18 protein-coding genes are annotated in these 22,856 nt (G+C 71.7%); 9 read left to right on the top strand and 9 right to left on the bottom strand.

The features are described 5' to 3' along the window. Positions 1-52 precede the first annotated feature (52 nt). The 3 genes from LMU33_RS27140 to LMU33_RS27130 all read left to right on the top strand — a co-directional run bounded on the left by LMU33_RS27140 (position 53) and on the right by LMU33_RS27130 (position 2,586). Positions 53-1,048 (top strand): ArsR/SmtB family transcription factor, encoded by a 996-nt coding sequence (locus tag LMU33_RS27140; protein ID WP_228623230.1) that lies wholly within the window; start codon positions 53-55, stop codon positions 1,046-1,048. A gap of 98 nt (positions 1,049-1,146) precedes the next feature. Then, on the top strand, positions 1,147-1,635 hold the full coding sequence (locus LMU33_RS27135) for a glutathione peroxidase (protein ID WP_228623229.1): 489 nt from the start codon (positions 1,147-1,149) through the stop codon (positions 1,633-1,635). 66 nt (positions 1,636-1,701) lie between these two features. Beyond that, positions 1,702-2,586 (top strand): MerR family transcriptional regulator, encoded by an 885-nt coding sequence (locus LMU33_RS27130; RefSeq protein WP_228623228.1) that lies wholly within the window; start codon positions 1,702-1,704, stop codon positions 2,584-2,586. A 123-nt stretch (positions 2,587-2,709) separates the two neighbouring features. On the opposite strand, the gene LMU33_RS27125 is transcribed toward LMU33_RS27130, so the two are convergent. The 3 genes from LMU33_RS27125 to LMU33_RS27115 all read right to left on the bottom strand — a co-directional run bounded on the left by LMU33_RS27125 (position 2,710) and on the right by LMU33_RS27115 (position 5,040). After that, positions 2,710-2,901: a DUF397 domain-containing protein gene (locus LMU33_RS27125; RefSeq protein WP_228623227.1), complete on the bottom strand. Its 192-nt coding sequence runs from the start codon at positions 2,899-2,901 to the stop codon at positions 2,710-2,712. Between the two features lie 189 nt (positions 2,902-3,090). Further along, entirely contained in the window at positions 3,091-3,948 is an 858-nt protein-coding gene (locus LMU33_RS27120) for a helix-turn-helix domain-containing protein (protein ID WP_228623226.1), read from the bottom strand. A gap of 333 nt (positions 3,949-4,281) precedes the next feature. Beyond that, entirely contained in the window at positions 4,282-5,040 is a 759-nt protein-coding gene (locus LMU33_RS27115; protein ID WP_228623225.1) for a GOLPH3/VPS74 family protein, read from the bottom strand. Between the two features lie 195 nt (positions 5,041-5,235). Between LMU33_RS27115 and LMU33_RS27110 the strand changes: the two genes are divergently transcribed. Further along, on the top strand, positions 5,236-7,866 hold the full coding sequence (locus LMU33_RS27110; protein ID WP_228623224.1) for a D-alanyl-D-alanine carboxypeptidase: 2,631 nt from the start codon (positions 5,236-5,238) through the stop codon (positions 7,864-7,866). Positions 7,867-8,052: 186 nt separating this feature from the next. Further along, positions 8,053-9,939 carry a DUF8823 domain-containing protein gene (locus tag LMU33_RS27105; RefSeq protein WP_228623223.1) on the top strand — a complete coding sequence of 629 codons (1,887 nt, stop codon included), beginning with the start codon at positions 8,053-8,055 and terminating at the stop codon, positions 9,937-9,939. Between the two features lie 32 nt (positions 9,940-9,971). On the opposite strand, the gene LMU33_RS27100 is transcribed toward LMU33_RS27105, so the two are convergent. Continuing rightward, positions 9,972-10,850, bottom strand: a complete 879-nt coding sequence (locus LMU33_RS27100; protein ID WP_249814299.1) for a hypothetical protein — start codon at positions 10,848-10,850, stop codon at positions 9,972-9,974. Between the two features lie 46 nt (positions 10,851-10,896). On the opposite strand from LMU33_RS27100, the gene LMU33_RS27095 reads away from it, so the two are divergent. Both LMU33_RS27095 and LMU33_RS27090 read left to right on the top strand, forming a co-directional pair. After that, positions 10,897-11,685 (top strand): SDR family oxidoreductase, encoded by a 789-nt coding sequence (locus LMU33_RS27095; protein ID WP_228623221.1) that lies wholly within the window; start codon positions 10,897-10,899, stop codon positions 11,683-11,685. Between the two features lie 151 nt (positions 11,686-11,836). Then, positions 11,837-13,396, top strand: a complete 1,560-nt coding sequence (locus LMU33_RS27090; protein ID WP_228623220.1) for a sodium:solute symporter family protein — start codon at positions 11,837-11,839, stop codon at positions 13,394-13,396. 22 nt (positions 13,397-13,418) lie between these two features. On the opposite strand, the gene LMU33_RS27085 is transcribed toward LMU33_RS27090, so the two are convergent. Beyond that, on the bottom strand, positions 13,419-14,534 hold the full coding sequence (locus tag LMU33_RS27085; RefSeq protein WP_228623219.1) for an ADP-ribosylglycohydrolase family protein: 1,116 nt from the start codon (positions 14,532-14,534) through the stop codon (positions 13,419-13,421). Positions 14,535-14,643: 109 nt separating this feature from the next. Continuing rightward, entirely contained in the window at positions 14,644-15,396 is a 753-nt protein-coding gene (locus tag LMU33_RS27080) for a TetR/AcrR family transcriptional regulator (RefSeq protein WP_228623218.1), read from the bottom strand. Positions 15,397-15,500: 104 nt separating this feature from the next. Between LMU33_RS27080 and LMU33_RS27075 the strand changes: the two genes are divergently transcribed. Beyond that, positions 15,501-16,523, top strand: coding sequence for an alpha/beta fold hydrolase (locus LMU33_RS27075; protein ID WP_228623217.1), 1,023 nt, complete (start codon positions 15,501-15,503; stop codon positions 16,521-16,523). Here the strand turns inward: LMU33_RS27075 and LMU33_RS27070 are convergent. Next, on the bottom strand, positions 16,516-19,005 hold the full coding sequence (locus LMU33_RS27070) for a tetratricopeptide repeat protein (RefSeq protein WP_228623216.1): 2,490 nt from the start codon (positions 19,003-19,005) through the stop codon (positions 16,516-16,518). The two genes, LMU33_RS27075 and LMU33_RS27070, sit on opposite strands and share 8 nt — an antisense overlap. 84 nt (positions 19,006-19,089) lie before the next feature. Here LMU33_RS27070 and LMU33_RS27065 point away from each other — a divergent pair, with 84 nt between their 5' ends. After that, entirely contained in the window at positions 19,090-19,599 is a 510-nt protein-coding gene (locus tag LMU33_RS27065) for a DUF2165 domain-containing protein (protein WP_228623215.1), read from the top strand. Here the strand turns inward: LMU33_RS27065 and LMU33_RS27060 are convergent. Both LMU33_RS27060 and LMU33_RS27055 read right to left on the bottom strand, forming a co-directional pair. Next, a complete protein-coding gene (locus tag LMU33_RS27060; protein ID WP_228623214.1) occupies positions 19,592-20,158 on the bottom strand; it encodes a hypothetical protein in 567 nt (188 codons plus the stop codon). The genes LMU33_RS27065 and LMU33_RS27060 overlap by 8 nt on opposite strands. Positions 20,159-20,217: 59 nt before the next feature. Then, positions 20,218-22,803 (bottom strand): bifunctional FO biosynthesis protein CofGH, encoded by a 2,586-nt coding sequence (locus LMU33_RS27055; RefSeq protein ID WP_228623213.1) that lies wholly within the window; start codon positions 22,801-22,803, stop codon positions 20,218-20,220. Positions 22,804-22,856 lie beyond the last annotated feature (53 nt).

The raw sequence follows: 22,856 nt of genomic DNA, 5'->3' as shown, positions 1-22,856 counted from the left end.
TATTGTTTCGCCGCAGCGCGAAAGCTCGTACGGCCGTGAGGGGGGTGCCGAGGTGGGCCTGTGGCAGCTCAACGCGGACACCCTCGCCCGCAGCCGGTTCGTGGTCTCGCCGCTCGCCGAGACCTTCGCCTGTCTGAAGCTGCTGCACGTGGCGGACGCCGCGCATCCCGGTGAGCACGCGTGGCTGCGCGCCCATCTGCCCGTCTACCGGGCGCTTCTGGCGGCCGAGCCGGTGACGGCACGGCTGGTGCGGGCCGGGCTCGGGCGGGAGTGGATCGCCGACTTCCTGACCCCGGCACCCCGCGGCGGGGAGACCTTCGCGGACGAGGTCGCCCGGGTCCGCTCGACGGCACCGGAGGCGGCCCGCGCCCATCTGCGCACCGCGCTCGCCGGCCCGCTCCCCGCCGAGCTGGACCGGGACGACCTGCCCGAGCGGGCGGCCGTACTCCTTCGGTGGGTGTGGGAGACGACCGTACGGCCGTCCTGGGAGCGGCGCCGGCGGGTGCTGGAGGCGGACGTGGTCGCGCGGACCGCGCAGGTGAGCCGGGGCGGCTGGGTGAGCGTGCTCGACGAGCTGCGGCCCGGACGCACCCGCTGGCTCGGCGAGAACCTGCTCCAGATCAACCTCCACGAGTACCCGCCCCGGGAGATCTCCGGGGCCGAGCTGCTCTTCGTGCCGGTGACCGTGCAGCGGGCGGGCTGGGTCGCCTGGGACGACGGGGTGCGCTACGCGGCGGTCTACCCGTGCGCCGGCGCCCTCGCCGACGCGGGCATCCGAACCGTCCCGTCCGCCTTGGGCGCGCTCCTCGGGCCCTCCAGGGCCGAGGTGCTGGTCCTCCTCGCCTCCCCCATGAGCACCACCCAGCTGACGGCGGTGAGCGGGCAGGCGCTGGGCTCGGTGGGCCGCCATCTGAAGGTGCTGCGGGAGGCGGGGCTCATCGCACGACGCCGGGCGGGACGGTCGGTGCTGTACGCACGCACAGAGGCCGGGAACGTCCTGGTGCAGGCGGTGGGGCAGCGCCGGGAAGGGGCGCGGGACTGTGTCTGACGTGCGGCTGCCGCCGCGTGGGCGCGACCGGCCACGACGAACCCGCGGCCGCCGGCCGGCCCGTCCCCCGCACCCCGCTGAGCGCATAGCATCCAGGCATGACCAACGTGCTGAATGTCGAAATCGACGCCCTGCAGGGCGGCCCCGCCGACCTCCCCCAGTACGAGGGCAAGGCCGTCCTCGTCGTCAACGTGGCCTCCAAGTGCGGCCTCACCCCCCAGTACACGGGCCTGGAGAAGCTCCAGGAGCGGTACGCCGACCGCGGGTTCACCGTGCTCGGCGTGCCCTGCAACCAGTTCCTCGGCCAGGAGCCCGGCACCGCCGAGGAGATCGCGGAGTTCTGCTCGGCGACGTACGGCGTGTCCTTCCCGCTCACCGAGAAGGTCGAGGTGAACGGCGAGGGCCGGCACCCGCTGTACGAGCGTCTGGTGGGCTTCGCCGACGCCGAGGGGCACAGCGGCGACATCCGCTGGAACTTCGAGAAGTTCCTGATCGGGCGGGACGGCACGGTCGTCGCCCGGTTCTCGCCGCAGACCGAGCCGGAGTCGGACGCGATCGTGACGGCCATCGAGGCCCAGCTCGGCTGAGCACCGCTTGACCTTGCCCCTGGGGCAGAGCCGAGTGTCCCTGTCACCGGGCGGCGGATCCGCCCGGTGACGGAGGATGACACGGTGGACGACGACCTGCTCACCATCGGCGCGTTCGCCGCGCGGGCCCGGCTGTCGGCCAAGGCGCTGCGCCTGTACGACCGGCTGGGCCTGCTGGCGCCGGCCCGTGTCGACGAGGCGACCGGCTACCGCTACTACCGCGCCGACCAGGCCGAACGCGCCCGTCTTGTGGCCCTGCTGCGGCAGCTGGACATGCCGCTGGCCCGGATTGCCGAGGTGCTCGGCGCCGGGGGGCCCGAGGCCGCCGGCCGGCTGGCCGCCTACTGGGCGGACGTGGAGAGCCGGGTGGCCGGGCAGCGGACGCTCGCCGAGTACCTCCGTGGACGGCTGTCCGGGAGGAGCACCGAGATGTACGAGAAGTTCGTGATCGAGACCGTGGACGTGCCGGCGCAGGTGGTGATCACCGAGTCGCGGCACACGCTGGCGGACGAGCTGCCGACGTGGATCGGCGCGTCGCTGGGCCGGCTGGAGGCGGCGGCGCGGGAGTGCGGGGGCATGACGGGCGCGCCGTTCGTGGTCTACCACGCCGAGGTGTCGATGGAGAGCGACGGCCCGGCGGAGTCCTGTGTGCCGGTGGCCGACGAGGCGGCGGCCCGGGCGTGGGCCGCCGGGCGGGGGCGGGCCTGGGAGACGGCGGTACGGGTGGAGCCGGCGGCCCGGCTGGCGTACACGCGGATCACCAAGGCGCAGGTGGCGCATCCGCAGATCCTGGCCGCCTTCGAGGCGGTGGAGCAGTGGATGGCGGGCGAGGGGCTCGAGATGGCCGGGCCCTGCCGCGAGGTGTACTTCGCGGACTGGGACGCGGCGGGCCCCGAGGACCCGGTGTGCGACGTGGCGTTCCCGGTGGTGCGGTCCGCGGGGACGGCGTGACACCGCCCCCGAACAGAAGGTGCCCTCTCGGCAAGGACGGCGACTGGTCGAGAGGGCTCTTCTGGTGGTGCTTGTGAAGTTGTTTTCGTCGGGGCTTCACTGACGAAGGTCAGGGAGGGCCCCCTAGGCCTTGACCGAGGTCACGAAGGCGTTCCAGGCGTCGGCCGGGAAGGCCAGGATCGGGCCCTCGGGGACCTTGGAGTCACGGACGGCGAGTTCGGCGTCGGCGGGCGACTTGACCTCGACGCAGGCGCCGTTGCCCGCGGAATAGGAGGACTTCATCCACGTCTCCGAAGCGCCCTGAATCAGTGCCATGTCCACTCCTGTTGCGAGTTGCGATAGTGCGGTTCACGCCAACCTTGTCGTCTGATTGGCGTGATCGACGCTACCGGGCAACCGCCCCTGCCGGAGTAGTCGTTCACTCAACCGGATGGCATATTCCGGGGGAGCCTTCCATTGGAGTGGACCTTCGGTGTAAGATCCGGCGCCCTTCGTGACAGCCGCTCATTCGGCGTACTGTTTGGCCACCTTCGCAATGAACTGCCGGGATTGCTCCACATTGAGGGACTGTGCCCGCAGGTGCTCGTACATCACGGCGTACTTCTGCACGTCCTGGGCCTTCTCCAGGTACAGGTCGCTGGTGACGCCCTCCAGGTACACCACGCTGGAGTCGGCGGCGTCGGCGAACTCCAGGATCGCGTACTGGCCGTTGAGCCCGGGATGCGCGCCGACCTCGAACGGCAGCACCTGCACGGTGACGTGCGGCAGCTGGGACATCTCGATCAGATGGTCCAGCTGCTCGCGCATCACCAGTCTGCTGCCCACGACACGCTTCAGCGCCGCCTCGTCGAGCACCACCCACAGCCGGAGCGGGTTGTTCTCGGCGGTGATACGTTCCTGTCGGCGCATGCGCACCTGCACACGCTTCTCGATCTCGGCGGTCGACGTCTCCGGCAGCGCGCCCTGCACCAGGGCCTCCGCGTAGGCGCGGGTCTGCAACAGACCGGTGACCAGCTGGGGTTCGTACACCCTCAGCGACTCGGCGTCGGTCTCCAGACCGATGTACACGCTGTACGGGATGTCCCCGAAGGTGTGCCACCAGCCCTGCTGCCGGGAGTCCCGGGCCATTTCCATCAGCGAGTCGACGATCCGCTGGTCCTCGACCTCGTACACCCCGCACAGGTCGCGCACATCGCGCTGGCTGATGCTTCTGCGGCCGTTCTCCAGCCGACTGATCTTCGACTGCGACACCAGCAGTCGTTCCGCCACTTCCTCGGCCGTCATGCCCTTGAGCTCGCGGAGCCTGCGGAGCTCCTGGCCCAGCCGGCGCCGCCTGACAGTGGGATTGACATTGGACGCCACGGGACGTGCACCTCCGGCTGCCTGCCTGTTTCCTAACACTTTCCGTATCTGCTGCTGAGCAGACTGCCACCAAGGTGCTTTCTACCGCTGGGAAACGGTGGATATGCGGCGCGTACGCGTCAGTTCGCCACGGCTCGCCACCCGATGGTGTACCGGGACGCAGTCGAGCGGGGCGGCGGGATCCCGGGGAAGGATCCCACCGCCCCGCTCTGACCCAGCGGCTCCCGAACCGGGTCTGGGCGAACCGGGGTTACGGCTCAGAACCGGGGTTACGGCTCGGAACCGGAGTTGCGGCTCAGAACCGTGGTCACGGTGCAGAACCGGGGTTACGGCTCAGTGGGCCACGGCGCGTGCCATGGACCCGCGGTGCGGCTGCATCGGAACCCCGCGTGCGGGTTCCGCCGCGGACCTCGCGCCGACCGCCGCGCCCTGCCGACCGGTGGCGGCGGCGCCCCGGCGCGGCTGTGCGACAGCACCGTTCTGCACGTCCATCACGGCATGCGCGACAAGACCGCCCATGGGGTCGTGCCGGATCAGATCCCGCAGCCGGGACCGGGACGAGCGTCCCTCGTTCCCCGGATACAGGTGCTTGCCGAGTCCGACGGCGTGCGCCAGGGCGGCGAGCGCCGCGGTCCGCGGGTCCGGCGGTACGCCGGTGCGGATCGCGGAATCCAGCCGGGCTCGGATCTCCCGGCTGATCTCGTTGTCCGTCGCCTGATAGCGGGTCGTCGGCAGCACCCCGCACATCTGACCGGCCACGGCATGCACCATGCCGCACCGCTCCAGATGCGAGAGGTACGTCTGACGGAGCCCCAGCCGGGGTCCGCCGATCCAGTGGACGGCACGCACGGGAGCGCCACGCCTTCGCAGCAACTCCAACGCGCAGTCCAAAGTCGGATCTCCAGTCGGCCGTGGCACCACCACGGCGATACGATCCCCGTCTGGGGCTATCCGTCCGGCCAGCGCCAGCTCCACTAGCTGTGCACCGGCCAGACCGAGGTCGAGCGACTGCGGCTGCGCAGTGGTACCCGTGGCCGGGTCCAGTGCCAGCAGCAGAAGCTCCTCCGGAAGTGTTCTGCGGCTCCTGCCCATCCATGCCTCCCCGCGTGGATGAATGACAGGGTGACCCCTCTCACATTGGTCTGTCGAGGGTGCGTGACCGGTTCGTGAGGGAACCGGTAGGTATGTCGTTCTCGTCTACTGCAGGGGCCAAGCCCTCACACAGGACACTGGTACATGGTTCGGACAGGGCGCGCGCGTGGGCGTGCGGCGCAGGAGGAGGCATCGGTGGCGGGCGAGTCCCCCGACAGGTCGAAGCAGCGCGAGTCGTCGGCAGAACCGACGCCGGGGAGCGCGGGTCCGGTTCCCGAGGCACGCGATCCACGCCTCGCCGTCTCGCGCGAAAAGGATTCCTCGCCCGGCGGCGCGGACAGCGCGACGAAGGTCCTGTCGGTCCGTGACGTGAAGGCCCGCGCCTCGGAAGTCCCCTCGGAGGACACCGCCCTCCGCGAGGCGGTCTCGGCCTGGGTCCGCGGCGCCGCAAGTCCCGGCCCGACGGCCACGGATGAGCCGGAGGCCGGGGAGGCCGAGACCGGGTCCGAGGCCACGGGCGCCGACGCGGAGGCGAACGCGGCTACGGAGGCGGACGCTGACGCGGACTCCGATGCGGACGCGAAGACCGACACCCAGGCGAAGGCGGCCGGGAACGCGGAGGCGGACGCAGAGGAACCGACGACCGCCGACGCCGACGCCGACGCCGACCAGAAGGCGGACGCGGACGACGAGAAGGCGGGCACGCAGGCGAAGGCGGGTTCCGAGGCCGACACGGACCGGGGCGCCGAAGCCCAGGCCGAGACCGACGCGGAGGCCGGCTCGAACGGCGGCGCCGGGGCTCACGCCGAGACCGACACCGACCGGGGCGCCGAAGCTGACGCCGAGGCAGACGCGGACGCGGACGCCGAGAAGGCGGGCGTGAAAGCGAAGGCCGAGGCGGGTTCCGAGGCCGACGCGGACACCGACACGGGCCGGGGCGCCGAAGCTGAGGCCGAGACCGACGCGGACGCCGACACCGACCGGGGCGCCGAAGCCGACGCCGAGGCAGGCCCGGACGCCGACGCCGACACGGACAGTGGCGCCGACGCTGACGCGGAGACGGACACCGACCGGGGCGCCGAGGCCGAGGTCGACGCGAAGGCAAAGGCAAAGGCCGGCGAAGCCGAGGACGGGCCCGAGGACGCCGACGGCGAGGACGCCCCGCAGGGGCCACCCGCAGCCGACGACGAGAGCCGCACCGGTGGTGCGGGTGGGAACACGGACGCCGAAGGCGAAGCCGAGGCGGACGGGGACGACGCCGCGCAGGACAACGCCCCCGTCGACCAGCCCACCACCGTCTTCAAGGCGATAAAGCCCAAGCCCGCCCCGCAGGTCGACCAGCCGACGACCATGCTCAAGCTCGGCGGCAGGACGGACACGCCCAAGGCCCCGGAGTCCGACTCCGAGCGCACCAGCAAGTTCGTCGCGCTCAAGAACGACATGGCGACGGCCGCCAAGCCGGAGGCCAAGCCGGCCGCCAAGCCGGACGCCACCACCCCCGTCCCCCAGGTCGGCCCCGAGCGCACCACCCAGCAGCCCCTCCCCCCGAAGCCCCCGCTGGACCTCCTGGCGGAGCTGACGAACACGCCGCCGCCCCCGGAGACCGCGGTCCGCACGATCGTGCGCCGGCTCAAGATCTGGACCCCCCTGGTCCTGCTCCTGGCGATCGTCTTCGCGGTCGTGCAGACCCTCCGCCCGCTCCCCGACCCCACCCTCGACCTCACCGCGAAGGACACCTACACCTTCGACGGAGGCAAGGCCGACATCCCGTGGCCGGCCGGCGGTCAGGCCGCGCTCGACGTCCAGGGCATCGGCACGTTCGGTGACTCCGGCGACCAGAAGCCCGTACCGATCGCGAGCGTCGCCAAGGTGATGACCGCGTACCTCATCCTGCGCGACCACCCGCTCAAGAGCGGCCAGGACGGCCCGAAGATCAGGATCGACAAGCCGGCCGAGCAACAGTCTGACGCGGGCCAGGAGTCCACCGTCCGTGTCACCGCCGGCGACTCGATCTCCGAGCGCGAGGCCCTGGAGGCCATCCTCCTGCCCTCCGCCAACAACGTGGCCCGGCTGCTCGCCCGCTGGGACTCCCACTCGGAGCAGGCGTTCACCGAGAAGATGAACGCCGCCGCCAAGGGCCTCGGCATGACCAACACCACGTACACCGACCCCTCGGGTCTGACCGCCTCCACGGTTAGCACGGCGGTGGACCAGGTGAAGCTGGCCCGGGCGGCGATGCAGCAGCCCGTCTTCCGCGAGGTCGCGGCGATGATGTCGTACAACGACTACAAGGGCGTCAACCACTCCAACTACAACCGCCTGGTCGGCCACAACAACGTCGTCGGCATCAAGACCGGCACCTCGACCGCCGCCCTCGGCAACCTCGTCTTCGCGGCGAAGCAGCAGGTCGGCGGCGAGACGCGCACCATCATCGGGGCCGTGCTGCGCCAGCGCGCCGGCGGCTTCGACAACACCATCATCAGCGGGGTCCTGGACGCGGGCGACAAGCTGATCCGGGCCGCGCAGGGCGCGCTGAAGTCGGTGACGATCCTGAAGAAGGGCGACGTGGTCGGGTACGTCGACGACGGTCTCGGCGGCCGTACGCCCATCGTGGCGACGAAGGACGTCACGGCGGCCGGCTGGCCGGGGCTGGAGGTGAAGCTGTCCTTCACCTCCGGCAAGGTGCCGCACACCGCGAAGGCGGGCACCGAGGTCGGCTCGCTCACCGTGGGTGACGGTTCGGCCGGAGCCGTCAAGGTGCCGGTGGCCCTGCAGAAGGATCTGGCGGAGCCCGGCTTCGGCGCCAAGCTGACCCGTCTGGGCTGAGTCCGCACCCCGGTCGTCACCAGCACGCACCCCGCCGACGAAGACCCGCGGCGGGGTGCGTGCTAGCGTCACGAATCGGGGCAGGTCGCCGGTCACGGGACATGACCGCGAACTGGACGGGAAGCAGCCGGGAACGCCGTGGAACACGGCCGAGAACAGAAGACGGGACACGGGGAGTGCCTTCAGGTGGCCACAGCCGAGCCGACACGCGCCGACGACGCCGATCCGGGGCCGGGATCCGGCCCGCGAATACGCCTGTCCGAGCCTGACGCGGACGGTCACGGGGATCACACCGACCACCCGGACGGCCGTACCGACAGTGACCGCCTCGACGCGCCCTCCAGCAGACTCGCGCGTCTTCTCGTCGCCGCCGAACCCCTGCGGCAGCGGCTGCTCAAGCACCCCGTGCTGTCCGTGACGGCCCTCGCGGGCGTCCTGCACATCGTCTGGTTCTTCACGTTCGCGAACAGTGGTGGCGATCTCGCCGCGCAGGACGCCTGGGCGGAGTTCGTCGGCCGGCACCCGGACTCGGCGTACAACCTCGCCTGGTACGGCGGCATGCACCCGGTGTCGTACAGCGTGGTGTCGCCGTATCTGATGGCCGTCCTCGGCGTCCGTACGACGATGATGATCGCCGGGACGGTGTCGGCGGGCCTGCTGACGCTGGTCCTGATCCGCAGCCGGGCGGTGAAGAACCCGCTGTGGGCGTCGCTCGCCGGGGTCGTCGCGCTGCTGTGCAACGCGATCTCGGGCCGGGTGACCTTCGGTCTCGGCACGATGTTCGCGCTCGGCGCCGTCGCGGCCGTCTTCTGCTGGCCGTACCGGTGGCGGCACAAACGCTGGGCGAAGGCGGCGGTGGCCGCCCCGCTGGCCGGCCTGTCCACCATGGCCTCGCCCGTCTCGGGGCTGTTCGTCGGGCTGGTCGCGGTCGCGCTGTTCCTGCAGAAGCGGCGGCCGGGCGCCTGGGCGCTGGGCCTCGCCCCGACGGTGGTGGTCGCCGCCTCGTACTTCCTCTTCCCGTTCTCGGGCACCCAGCCGATGACGATCGGCTCGGTGATCCTGCCCCTGGCGTACGGCCTGCTGTGCCTGTTCCTCGTGCCCCGTCAGTGGGTGACGGTCCGGCTGACGGCGGCCGTCTACAGCGTCGGCGTGGTCCTGGTGTGGCTGATCAGCTCGCAGATCGGGTCGAACATCTCCCGGCTGCCGATGGTGTTCGCGGGTGCGACGCTGGTGGCCGCGCTGCCGTTCACGGTGCCGAAGTCCCGCAAGTGGTACACGGCCGTGCTGGCGCTCGTCGGCTTCGCCGGCTGGATCGGCTTCAAGTCGGTGGACGACATCATCCACACGACCCCGGCCGCGTCCTGGGCCCGCGAGCTCGCCCCGCTGGTGCACCAGCTGCAGAAGGCCGGTGCCGAGAAGGGCCGCGTCGAGGTGGTCCCGGCCCGCTCGCACCGGGAGGCGTCGGCGCTCGCGCCGTACGTCAACCTGGCACGCGGCTGGAACCGGCAGGCCGACATGGAGCGCAACCCGCTCTTCTACGACGACACCCTCAACTCGGCGAACTACCACGAGTGGCTGCAGCGCTGGGCCGTCCACTTCGTCGTCCTGCCGAAGGACAACCCGGACGGCGACGGCGGCGAGCGCGAGCGGGAACTGCTGCGGCGCGGCATGCCGTACCTGACGCAGGTGTGGGGCGACGCCAACTGGCAGCTGTTCCAGGTGACCGATCCGACGCAGCTCGCCGAGCCCGACGCGGTGGTGGACCGCGCCGACCAGGGCGAGATGACGCTCCAGGTGCGCAAGGCCGGGCGGATCCTGATCAGGATCCCCTATTCGCCGTGGCTGAGCATCGTCGACGAGCACGGCAAGAGCCTGAAGCCGCCGCAGGTGGTCTCCTCCGGCCCGCCGAAGAAGTACCGGAACGTCAACGGGTGCCTGGCGGAGACGCCGCAGGACGCGAACGGGGACAAGTGGACCATGCTGCTCGCGCCGAAGGCGGGAACCTACCGGCTGGCGGCGCCGTACCAGCTGCCCCGGGGTACCCCGTGTCCGGACGAGCTCAAGACCCCGTGACCCCGTGACCGCCGTGACCGGCTCCGTGTGGTTCAGCGGAGCAGGTCGACGTACCGGTCCGTCCCCGGCACCGTCGGGACGAACGGGGCCAGCAGTTCCACCCTGCCCAGGCCCGAGTCGGTCACCTGCTCCTCCAGCCCCGTGAAGTGGTCCTGCCAGCACTCCCTCGGGTCGGCCTCCAGGAACCACAGCAGCGTCAGGCGGGTGTCGACCCCCTCGACCTGCTTGACGTAGGTCATGCGGTCGCCGGGCAGGGGGGTGGGGCGGAAGACCGTCACCAGGGCGCAGGGGGAGCCCGCGAGGCGGCGCGGGAGGTGGCGGGCGGCCAGCCACCCGAGCAGCTCGGCCCGCTGCTCCGCCGACTCGGTGTCGATCACCTCCAGGACCAGGCCGGTGTAGGGGTGGTCCAGGGCGTGGAAGTCCCGCGGGCCGGCCGCGCCGTCGCGGTAGACCGTCGTCTCGTGGTCCTGGAAGGACGTGAAGACGTGGGTGCGGTCGTGGTAGACGCGGGCGTCGCGGTTGAGGCGCCTGTTGACGGCGACGGTCCACTTCATGTGGTCGTCGTAGCGGCCGGCGGTGATCCAGTACGTGGAGAGGTAGCAGCCGGCGGTGACGGGCCGGGCGATCGCCGACTTCTCGGGGCGGCGCAGAAGCTGCAGGTCCCTCGTCGCCACCCAGCGGCGGCCCGCGTACATCCAGGGCATGGCCATCGCGCCGGCGTAGTAGTGGTCGTCCTCGTACCAGCGGTTGTAGGCGTACTCGTGCCCGGGGTGCGGCTCGACCATGGTGATCAGGGCGTGGCCCGGCCGGACGCCGTACGGGCCCACGGCGGCCAGTTCCGCGTACACCTCGCTGCGGGTCTCCTCGCTCACGCGGTTCCCCTCCCCTTCCGTCCTCCTCCGGTCGCCCATACTCTGACGGACCGTCAGATGAAGCGCCATAGCCCGGGAGGTACGGATGTCCCTGCTCGCCGGAAAGACCGTCGTCGTCTCGGGAGTCGGCGCCGGACTCGGCCATCAGGTCGCCGCGGCCGTCGTACGGGACGGCGGGAACGCGGTGCTCGGGGCGCGCACCGAGGCGAACCTCGCCAAGAGCGCGGCCGAGATCGATCCGTCCGGCGCGCGCACGGCGTACCGGGCGACGGACATCACCGACGAGGGGCAGTGCGCGGCGCTGGCCGCGCTGGCGCGGGAGCGGTTCGGCGGGATCGGCGCGGTGGTGCACGTGGCGGCCTGGGACTCCTACTTCGGCGGCGTCGAGGACGCGGACTTCACGACGTGGCAGTCGGTCATGGAGGTGAACCTGCTCGGCACGCTGCGGATGACCCGGGCCTGCCTCCCCGCGCTGCGGGAGGGCGGGGGCGGGTCCGTCGTCTTCATCGGGACGCAGTCGGCGGTGGCCGCGCCCTCGCAGGTGAAGCAGGCCGCGTACGCCGCGTCGAAGGGAGCGCTGACGAGCGCGATGTACTCGCTGGCGCGGGAGCTGGGGCCGCGGCGGATCCGGGTCAACACCGTCCTGCCGGGCTGGATGTGGGGGCCGCCGGTGCAGGCGTACGTCCGGTTCACCGCGCAGACGGAGGGCGTGCCGGAGGCGGAGGTGCTGGGGCGGCTGACGGAGCGGATGGCCCTGCCCGAGCTGGCGACCGACGGGGACGTGGCCGATGCGGTGGTCTTCCTCGCCTCCGACCGGGCACGCGCCATCACCGGGCAGTCGTTGCTGGTCAACGCGGGTGAGTTGATGCGGTGACCCGATGCGGTACGGGTGCGGCCCCCGGGATCGGACACAGCCGGAGGGCGTTCAGATAGATGAACGAAGGTCACCACGGCGAACATCTTTACCCTCTCTTGACTCGACGGTCGCTTGTCGTGTTCACGTGGCGGCACCCACGATCGGGCACATGAACAGTCTCGACTGGGCCGTGCTCATCGGCTACTTCGGTGTGATGGTCGCGATCGGCGTCTGGTCGCACAAGCGCGTGGACAACGTCTCCGACTTCTTCACGGCCGGCGGCAAGATGCCCTGGTGGCTCTCCGGCATCTCGCACCACATGTCGGGCTACAGCGCGGTCATGTTCACCGGGTACGCGGGCATCGCCTACACCTACGGCGTCACCTCCTTCGTCACCTGGTCCTTCCCCATCGCGCTCGGCATCGCCATCGGTTCGAAGCTGTTCGCGCCCCGTATCAACCGACTGCGCTCCCGGCTCCATGTGGCCTCACCGCTGGAGTACCTGAAGAACCGTTACAACCTGTCCACCCAGCAGGCGCTCGCCTGGTCCGGCATGCTGCTGAAGATCGTGGACGTGGGCGCCAAGTGGGCGGCGATCGCCACCCTCTTGTCGGTGTTCACCGGGGTCACCCTGAACCAGGGCATCCTCATCACCGGCGCGATCACGGCCGTGTACTGCACGATCGGCGGCCTGTGGGCGGACGCGCTGACCGAACTCGGCCAGTTCGTCATCCAGTTGCTCGCCGGGGTCTCGATGTTCATCGCCGTCGTACTGAAGCTGAACGACAAGCACATCGGCTTCTTCGACGCCTGGAACCAGCCAGCGCTGCACGGCCACGGCAAGCCGCTGGTCGGCCCCTACGGCACGGTGTTCCTGCTGGCGTTCCTGTTCATCAAGCTCTTCGAGTACAACGGCGGCATGCTCAACCAGGCGCAGCGGTACATGGCGACGGGCAGCGCCCACGCGGCCGAGCGCGGCGCCCGCCTGTCGGCGGTCCTGTGGCTGGTCTGGCCGGTCGTCCTCTTCTTCCCCATGTGGATGTCCCCCCTCCTGGTCCACGCCCAGAAGCCGGACGGCTCCGACTCCTACGGCCTGATGACCGAACAGCTGCTGCCGCACGGGCTGTTGGGCCTGGTCATCGTCGGCTTCTTCTCCCACACGATGGCCATGTGCTCCTCCGACGCCAACGCGATCTCGGCGGTGTTCACGCGTGACGTGGCTCCGGTGCTGTCCTCCCGGGCCCGGGCCTGGGGCGAGCGCTCCGGCCTGATCGCGGCCCGGGTGACGACCCTCGCCTTCCTCGGTCTGTCCATGGCGGTGGCGACGCAGGTCAACTCCCCCACGTTCAAGGACATCATCACGGTCGTCATCAAGTGGGTCGCCGGTCTGATGGGCCCGATCGCGATCCCGATGATGCTGGGCCTGCTCCGCCCGTTCCGCCGCTCCGGACCGACGGCGGCCCTCACCAGCTGGGCGGCGGGCCTGCTGGCGTTCTGGCTGGTGAACTACCCCATCAACTGGAACGTCTCCGGCGGGGTCCCGCTGCAGTACCAGGTCTCGATCCCGCTGGCGGTGTCCCTGGTCCTGTACATCGCCATCGGCTACCTCAAGCCGGAGGACACCCCCGAGCGCCTGGCCGTCATCGAGAAGGTCAACACCGACGGGGACGCGGTCGCGGCGGTACCGGTTCCCGCGGGTGCCGGGGACGACGTGGTGGGAGCGCCGTAGAGCCGCTTCGGGGCGCTGCGGCTCAGGCCCTCGGGTACCGCACCAGCCACCCCGGCGACGACCCCGCCGGACCGTGAAGCGCCGGGCCCTGGGTCATCTCCATCGCGAAGTCGTCGGCGAGTTCCAGAACCGTCGGGCGGCCCTCCAGCTCGGCCACCCAGGCCGGGGGGAGGGCCGTTTCGCCGTGGAGGGCGCCCAGGAGGCCGCCGGTGAGCGCGCCCGCCGCGGCCGAGGGCCCGCTCTGGTTCACCGCGAGGCACAGTCCGTGCCGGACGTCCTCCCCCACCAGCGCGCAGTACACCGACGCCGCCAGCAGCCCGTCCGCCGTACCGTCGCCGGCCAGTTCCTCCACCCGGGTCGGGCTCGGGATCCCCTGCCGTACCGCCCCGAGGGCATGCTGCAGGGCGTCCGAGACGGGCTGGTGGCCGGGCCGGGCGGCGAGCAGGGCGAGGGTGCGCTGCACGGCGCCGTCCAGGCTCTCGCCCCGGGCCAGCGCATGCACGATCACGGCGTACGCGCCCGCCGACAGGTAGGCGAGGGGGTGCCCGTGGCTCTGGGCGGCGCACTCCACCGCCAGCTGGGCGACGAGCTGCGGCTCCCAGCCGACCAGCAGGCCGAAGGGCGCGGACCGGGCCACCGCCTCCGGCCCCAGCTCGCCGGGGTTCTTCGGTGACTCCAGCGTGCCCATGGTGTCGTCGCCGAACCCGATGAGCAGGGCCCGGGTCGGCTCCCGGCGGGCGTACAGCCACTCCTCACGGGCGAGCCAGCCGTCGTCCTTGCGGCGCTCGTCGGGTCCCCAGTCCCGCTGGGTGGCCGCCCAGCGCCGGTAGGCCCGGTGCAGATCGGTCGGCGGATGCCAGGCGCCGGTGTCACGGCGCACCTGGGCCCTTATCAGCCCGTCCGTGCTGAACAGGGTGAGCTGGGTGTGATGGGTGACCGTGCCGCGCCGCCCGTGCCCGAAGGCCAGGTCGAGCAGCCCCTCGGGGCCGTACGCGGCCCTGATCTCCTCCAGGGACAGCGGGTCGGCGGGTCCGCCGAGCGCGTCGCCCACGGCGACCCCCAGCAGGGTGCCGCGCACCCTGCTGCGGTAGTCCTGCTGCTCGGCTCGGCCCCAGACGGCGCCGGATGTCGCACTCATCCAGACCTCCCCACGGCACCGTCCGTCCGTACGACGTTCAGCACTGTAATCGACGCGGAACGGTCCGTTCACGGGGGCAAATCGCCCCCCAGTGGTCATTCCCGCTCAGCTACGGACGCCCGGCGACGAGTGCTTCGACACCGTCGAGGATCCGGTCGAGCCCGAAGTCGAGCGGGTCGGTGCCGTCCGGTTCGAAGGCGCCTTCGGCGATGGCCCGGGTCAGGGCCGGGAACCGGTCCGCGTGGCGCCGGAGCACCTCGGCGGTGAGCCGGTTCCACTCCCGGTCCTGGTCCGCGTCGAAGTCGGCCGTCTGCTGGGCGAGGCTGCGCACCAGGCCGACGACCAGGACGAAGACCTGGTGCCGCTGGGCCGCCGGCAGGCCGGTGGGCTCCAGGGCGGCGTGCGCCGCGTCCAGCCAGCGGAGCTGGTGCGGACCCATGGCCTGGCGGCGCATCGCGGTGGCGGCGAGCGCCCAGGGATGGGCCCGGTACAGATCCAGGCAACGGCGGGCCCACAGCCGTGTCGCGGCTCGCCAGTCGCCCTCCGCGGCGGAGAGGTCGGGGACCTCGGCGAGCACCGACTCGATCATCAGCTCGACCAGTTCCGCCTTGCCGGGCACATAGCGGTACAGCGCCATGGCCGAGACGCCGAACTCGGCGGCGACCTTGCTCATCGAGACCGCGTCCAGCCCCTGGGCGTCGGCCAGTTCGACGGCGGCGGCGGCGATGCGCTGCGGGGACAGCGTCGGCTTGGGCCCGCGGGTGGGCTGTTCCTGCTCGCCCCACAGCAGCGCGAGCACCGCCTGCGGGTCGCGCGGCTTGTCCTGCTGCTCCTTGCCGCTCCTGGCGTTCCGTCCGGCCACGAGGCCCTCCCACTCGGCTCCGGCGAAGCCCGTTGACTCCGCCCACCAACTGTATATACCGTAAACACAACAGCTGACGGCATAAACAGTTTAGGGGGAACACCATGCTGCTCACCTACCGCGCCCTCAAGCGCCGCGCCCTCGCCAGGAAGCTCGCGATCACCACCCCGAACGGCATCGACGAGTCCTCGTACGTCCGCATCGGCGGCATCGACCAGTGGATCTCCGTCCGCGGCGAGGACCGGGCCAACCCCGTGCTCCTGGAGATCCACGGCGGCCCCGGCGCCTCCAACCTGATCTTCACCCCTCGCACCCGCGCCTGGGAGCGGCACTTCACGATCGTCCGCTGGGACATGCGGGGCGCCGGCCGGACCTTCGCGGCGGGCGGCCCGGAAGCCCAGGGCGAGCTGACCCTCGACCGCCTCTACGCGGACGCCCTCGAGGTCACCGACCACGTCCGCGCGCGCCTGAACGTGGACAAGGTTCTCCTCCTCGCCAACAGCTTCGGCACGGTCACCGGCCTCCGCCTGGCCCGCAACCACCCCGAGCGGTACTCGGCCTACGTCGGCACCGACCAGAACATCGTCGAAGGCGGCCGGGACGACTCGGGCTACGAGGCGCTGCTGGCCCGGCTGGCGAAGGCGGGCAGGAAGAAGCAGCTGGCGCAGATGACGGCCATCGGCCCGGACCGTTCGGCCTGGTCGCCCCACGAGTGGGCCGAGTACGCGAAGACGGTGGTCACCACCGACCCCCTCACCTACGACACCATGAAGACGGTCGTGGTCCGCTCCCTCTGGTTCTCCCCGCTCCACACCCTCCGCGACCTGCGCACCTACCTGAAGGCCCAGACCTTCTCCGAGGCGCTCGGCCCGCAGGCGACGACGATCGACGAGTACGCCGAGGGGACCGCCTTCCGCCTGCCCTTCTTCGTCTTCCAGGGCGAGAGCGACGTCCTCACCCCGCCCGGGCCGGCCCGCCGCTTCTACGACGAAGTCACCGCTCCCGTGAAGGACTTCGCCCTGATCCGGGAGGCAAGCCACTTCGCGTCCTTCCGCCACCCCGACCGCTTCCTGGACCTGCTGCTGACGAAGGTGCGGCCGGTGGTGACCGGGGAGCACGTCAGTTGACGGAGGACGGGTGGTGGCGCGGTGGCGGGGGTGTCGGGGCGCAGAGGCGGGCGGCATGCGCCTCGTCCGCCTCGGCCAGGGCGTCCTCGCCGAGACGGCGGTGCACCTCCGCCCGGCGTTCCAGCGCCCAGACATAGACGGGGTTGAGCCTGAGGGCGCGGTCGAGGTCGGCCACGGCCTCCTGGAGTCGGCCCAGGTTCGCCTGGGAGGCGCCGCGGCTCGCGTACGCCGACGCGTAGTCGGGGTCCAGGGCGAGCGCCCGGTCGTAGTCGACGAGGGCCTCCTCGTCCCGGCCGGCCCCCCGCAGCGCGTCACCGCGCTCGCAGCGGCCCCAGGCCCAGTCCGGCTGGAGGGCGAGGGCCCGGTCGAGGTCGGCGAGCTGCCGGGTGCGGTCCCGGCGGGCGCGCCAGAGACGGGCCCGGCGGGCGAGCGCCCACGCGTAGTCGGGGTTGAGTTCGAGCGCCCGGTTCAGATCGGCGTGCGCGTCGTCCAGTTCGCCGAGGGCCAGGCGGGCGGCACCCCGCGAGGCCCAGGCGAAGGCCTGGCCGGGGTCGAGCCGGATCCCTTGGTCGAGGTCGGCCACCGCCTCCTCGTACCGGCCCAGGATCCGCAGGTGCTCACCGTGCAGGAACATGTTGTACGGATTGTCCGGCTCCAGCTCCAGCACCCGGCGCAGGTCCTCGAGGGCTCCGCGGTAGTCGGCGAGCGAGCTGCGCGCCAGGACCTTGCCCCGCAGGGCCCGCACCAGGGAGGGGTCGAGGGCGAGGGCCCGCTCGTACTCGTCCAGCGCGGCCTGCTGGTCGCCGCCGCGCGCCAGGGCGTCGCCCCGCACCGCGCACGCCGTCGCCCGCCACGGCTCCTCACCCCGCGCCCGGTCCAGCAGCAGACCGGCCACCCCGGCCACCGCGTCCGCCGCGAAAGCCTCCGCCAGCCCGCTCCCCCAGCTCGCCGGGGTCCGCGCGCCCGTGGCCCCTGTGTCTTCGCCTGCCTCCACCAGCAGCCGCACCCAGCGCCACAGGACGTCGTCCCCGTGGTCGCAGGCGGTGACGACGTCCGCCAGCACGTCGGGCAGCGCGGCGCGGGGATCCGCGCAGAGCAAGTGGTAGGACTCGGCGAGGCGCAGCTCCCGCCAGTCCTCCTCCTTCCAGAACTCCCCCGGTTCCAGGGCCGATTCGGTCTCCGTGCGCCACCGTGCGAAGGTCCCCGCGAGCCGCCGGTGCCGCTCGGCCCAGCCCCGCGGCGACTGCCGGCGCTGGAGCCGCAGCATCGGCGCCCGCACGAGGTCGTGGTACCTCAACCGGTCCCCGCGCCCGCTGACGAACGGCATGCCCTGCAGCCAGGCGTACAGCCCGTCGAACTCCTCCTCCGGGCACTCGACCACGGCCCGGAACACATCCGCGTCCAGTGTCCGGGGCAGCGCGCAGGCCAGTGCGGCGGCCCGGCGCACCGGATCCTGCTCCCACTTCAGGAACCGTTCCACGGCCGTTGCACTGGGATCGCCCACGTCCCGCGGGTCGGCGGGGCGGGTCTCGGCCAGGGTGGAGACGAGCACCGGCAGGCCCCCGGTCAGCCTCAGCACCTCGGCGACGACCGGTTCGTCCCGGACGCCCTTGTCCGCGAGGAGTCCGCGCGTCTCCGTTTCCGTGAACGGGCCGAGCCGTACGTCTGCCACGAAGTCCGCGAATCCGGCCCAGCGGGCCGGGGCGAGCGGAAGCTGTCCCGCGGTCACCAGGACGACGTTGGCCGGCAGGGTGCCGTACCGGTCCGTCGTCATGATCTCGTGCAGCCAGCCGTCCAGGAACGCGCCGGTGCGCTCGTAGGTGTCGAAGAGCAGCACGATCCACGGGGCGGCGGTGGCGGAGGCCGCGAGCTCGCCCAGCAGCGCCGGGGTCAGCACCCGCTCCGGCGACAGCACCAGGCGCACGTCCTCCTGGTTGCGCAGCCGCGCGCTCAGCCCTGCCCGCAACCGGTCGGCGCTCTGGGCCAGTTGTGCCGCGTCCAGCGCACCGGCGAACGGCCCGACGCCCGGCACCATGCCGAGCCCGACGAGGCCGGCCCGCGCCACGGCCAGCGAACCGGCCGACGGGTGCGGCGCCGCCTCCGGGTCGAGGGCGGAGGCCTCGGCCTCGTGCCGCCGCTCCCGGTAGGCGGCCAACAGCCGCTCCAGCTCCTTGCACCGGTGGCCCTGCCGGCCGAGCTGGTCGCAGACCGCCGCCATGGCCTCCGGCACGCTGCCGACGCTCTCGTCCACGTACGCCGTCAGCGCCCCGCGCTCCCGCGCGATCTGCTCCAACTCCCGGATCAGGAAGGTCTTTCCGACGCCCGCGTTGCCGTGGACGTGGAAGAGGAAGCGGTGGCGTTCGTCCTCGGGCGGCAGCTCCAAGTTGGTCCGGAATGCCGCCCGTTCGTCGCCGCGGCCGACGAAACCCGCTCGTCTGCGCCGCCCGATCAGTTCCTGCATCGACGGCCGTGCCTGCGCCATCCGTCAGCCCCTCCCCTGTCCGCCCTCCCATTCTGGCCTGATCACCACGCGATAACCGGGCCTGGAACAGGGGAGAATTCAGCCATGACCACCACCCCCACACGCCACACCGGTCTCGGTCTGGCCGCCGGAGCGCTCACCGGCATACTCGCCCTCTACATCGCCCTCGTCGCCCTCGGGAACATCACCGACTTCGGGACGAACCAGCAGTTCGTCCGGCATGTGCTGGCGATGGACACGACCTTCCACGACAAGGACCTGATGTGGCGGGCGATCACCAGCACCGGGCTTCAGGACACCGCCTACGTCCTGATCATCGCGTGGGAGACGGTGGCCGCCCTGGTCCTGATCTGGGGCACGTACCTCTGGGCCCGGCGGAAGGACGACGCCCTCGCCCGGCGCATCTCCACCTACGGGCTGCTGATGCTCCTGCTGCTCTTCGGCGCCGGGTTCATCGCGATCGGGGGTGAGTGGTTCTCGATGTGGCAGTCCAAGGCCTGGAACGGGCTGGACGCCGCGACCCGCATCTTCCTGCTCGCCGGAGTCGCGCTCATCGTCAACCAGCTGCCCACGCGGCAGTCGGACGCTACTTGACGATCGTCACGTTCGTGTTCGTGCCGCCGAAGGACCACAGGGCGGCGCCGTCCTCCTTGTGCATACGGATGCCGCCCAGCTTCTGACCGCCCGCCGGGGGCGGCGAGGAGCCGTCCAGGGCGTTGGAGAAGGCGACGTTCACACCCTGCACCTTTGTTATGTACATGACGTGCTCGATCTCGACGCCGTCCGACCCCTTCAGGGACTGCCGGCTCGCGATGATCGAGTAGCGGCCGGGCTGCGGGCTCACCGTGCCCGGCCACACCGTGAACGTGCGGGTCACCTTGCCCGTCGCGTCGACCAGCCACACCCGCTTCTCGCCGAGCGAGTACACGATCCGGCGACCCTCGCCCGACCCGTCCGGCAGAGCGGGGGCGGCCGGGGAGTGCGGCGCGGTGGACGCGTGGGCGCTCGCCGACGCCGACGCGCTCGGACTGGCCACGGCGGCGGCCGTGGGACGCGGCCCGTGGTCCGCCTGCACGGCGAGGGCGACGACGGCCGCGGTCGCGCCCGCCGTCAGGCCGGTGACCCAGGCCCAGGAGGGCAGTCGGGCAGCCACGGGTACGCATCTCCTCCGCTACGGGGCCCCGCCTCAGGTCGGGGGTCGGATCATCGTACTCAGTCCAGGACCGGCAACAGTTCCGGCAGGTGGCCGTCGGAGGCCTCCGCCGCCCGCTGACGCTCCTGCGGCACCTCGCCGTAGAGCGTGGTCCGCGGTTTCGCCGGGCGGCCGGCCGCCTCGGCCACGGCGACCAGGTCGCGAACCGACTTGTACGAGCCGTAGGAGGAGCCCGCCATGCGGGAGATCGTCTCCTCCATCAGGGTTCCGCCCAGGTCGTTCGCTCCCGAGCGGAGCATCTCCGCCGCACCCTCCGCGCCCAGTTTGACCCAACTTGTCTGGATGTTCGGGATCCAGGGGTGGAGCAGGAGCCGGGCCATCGCCGTCACCGCGCGGTTGTCACGCGTGGAAGGGCCGGGGCGCGCGATGCCCGCCAGGTACACCGGTGCGTTCGTGTGGATGAAGGGGAGGGTGACGAACTCCGTGAAGCCGCCCGTCTCCCGCTGGATCCGCGCCAGCGTGCGCAGGTGGCCCAGCCAGTGGCGGGGCTGGTCGACATGGCCGTACATCATCGTGGAGGAGGAGCGGATGCCCAGCTCGTGGGCCGTCCTCACCACCTCGATCCAGGTGGCCGTGGGCAGCTTGCCCTTGGTCAGCACCCAGCGGACCTCGTCGTCCAGGATCTCCGCCGCCGTGCCCGGGATGGTGTCCAGGCCGGACTCCTTGGCGGCCGTCAGCCACTCGCGGATCGACATGCCCGTCCTGGTCGCGCCGTTCACCACCTCCATCGGGGAGAAGGCGTGCACGTGCATGCCCGGGACGCGGGACTTCACCGCCTTCGCGATGTCGAAGTACGCCGTGCCCGGCAGGTCCGGGTGGATGCCGCCCTGCATGCACACCTCGACCGCGCCCACGTCCCAGGCCTGCTGGGCGCGGTCGGCGACCTGCTCCAGCGACAGCGTGTACGCGTCGGCGTCCGTACGGCGCTGGGCGAAGGCGCAGAAGCGGCAGCCGGTATAGCAGACGTTGGTGAAGTTGATGTTGCGGGTGACGATGTACGTCACGTCGTCGCCGACCGCGGCTTTGCGCACGTCGTCGGCCACCCGGCACAGCGCGTCCAGCGCCGGGCCGTCCGCGTGCAGCAGGGCCAGGGCCTCGGCGTCGGTCAGGCGGGTCGGGTCGTCGGCCGCGGTCGCGAGCGCCTGCCGTACGTCCGTGTCGATGCGCTCCGGCGCCATACCGGGCGCGGCCGCCTCGCGCAGCGCCTGCCAGTCGCCGTACACCTCGTCGAAGTCGTCGCGCCGGTCGGCGGTGCGGCCCTCGGTGTCGATCGTGCGGTGCAGGTCCGTGCGGCCGGCCGGGACGAAGACCTCCTCGGGCTCCTGCCACGGGTGGCCCTCGACGGTCGCGTCCGGGCGGGCCAGGCCGGTCTCCGGGTCGGCCAGCGCCCTCACGTGCGGGCGCAGGCGGGGGTCCAGCCAGGGCTCGCCGCGGCGCACGAACTCCGGGTAGACACAGAGGCGTTCGCGGAGCTCGAAGCCCGCGGCGGCCGACCTCGCGGCCAGCTCCTCGATCTGCGGCCAGGGGCGTTCGGGATTGACGTGGTCGATGGTCAGGGGCGACACCCCGCCCCAGTCGTCGATGCCGGCGCCGATCAGCCGCTCGTACTCGGAGTCGACCAGGTTCGGCGGGGCCTGGAGGCAGCCGGACGGGCCCATGATGTGGCGGGCGACGGCCACCGTGGCGACCAGCTCGTCCAGTTCGGCGTCCGGCATGCCGCGCATCGCCGTGTCCGGCTTGGCGCGGAAGTTCTGGATGATCAGCTCCTGGATGCCGTGGTAGGCCCGGGAGACCTTGCGGAGGGCGAAGAGGGACTCGGCCCGCTCCTCGTACGTCTCCCCGATGCCGATGAGCAGGCCGGAGGTGAAGGGGACGGACGAGCGGCCGGCGTCCTCCAACACCCGCAGCCGTACGGTCGGTTCCTTGTCCGGGGAGCCGTGGTGCGGGCCGCCGGGCTCGGACCACAGCCGGGTCGCGGTCGTCTCCAGCATCATGCCCATGGACGGGGCGACGGGCTTGAGCCGCTGGAAGTCCGTCCAGCTCATGACGCCCGGGTTGAGGTGGGGCAGCAGGCCCGTCTCCTCCAGGATGCGGACGGAGACCGCGCGGACGTAGGCGATGGTGTCGTCGTAGCCGTGCGCGTCGAGCCACTCACGCGCCTCGGGCCAGCGGTCCTCCGGCTTGTCGCCGAGGGTGATCAGGGCTTCCTTGCAGCCGAGGGCGGCGCCCTTGCGGGCGATGTCCAGCACCTCGTCCGGGGACATGAACATTCCGTGGCCGGCCCGGCGCAGCTTGCCGGGGACGGTGACGAAGGTGCAGTAGTGGCACTTGTCCCGGCACAGCCGGGTGAGGGGGATGAAGACGCTCTTCGAGTACGTGATGACGCCGGGACGGCCCGCCTGTTCGAGACCCGCGTCGCGCACCCGGGCGGCGGACGCGGCGAGGTCGGTCAGGGCCTCGCCGCGCGCCTGGAGCAGCACCGCCGCCTCGGCGACGTCGAGGGCGACGCCGTCCCGGGCGCGTTTGAGGGCGCGACGCATGGAGTTCTCGGTCGGTCCGGTTCCGGAGGTCGCGGAAGTCGTCATCCCTCAACCATACGTTCGGGGTGATCAGAGCAAGGGCTGCGCCCGGCCCACCG

Source organism: Streptomyces barringtoniae (assembly GCF_020819595.1).
In the GTDB taxonomy this organism is placed as follows: domain Bacteria; phylum Actinomycetota; class Actinomycetes; order Streptomycetales; family Streptomycetaceae; genus Streptomyces; species Streptomyces barringtoniae.
The sequence above is the reverse complement of the archived record's forward strand: the minus strand, read 5'-3'. Positions and strand labels throughout refer to the sequence as shown.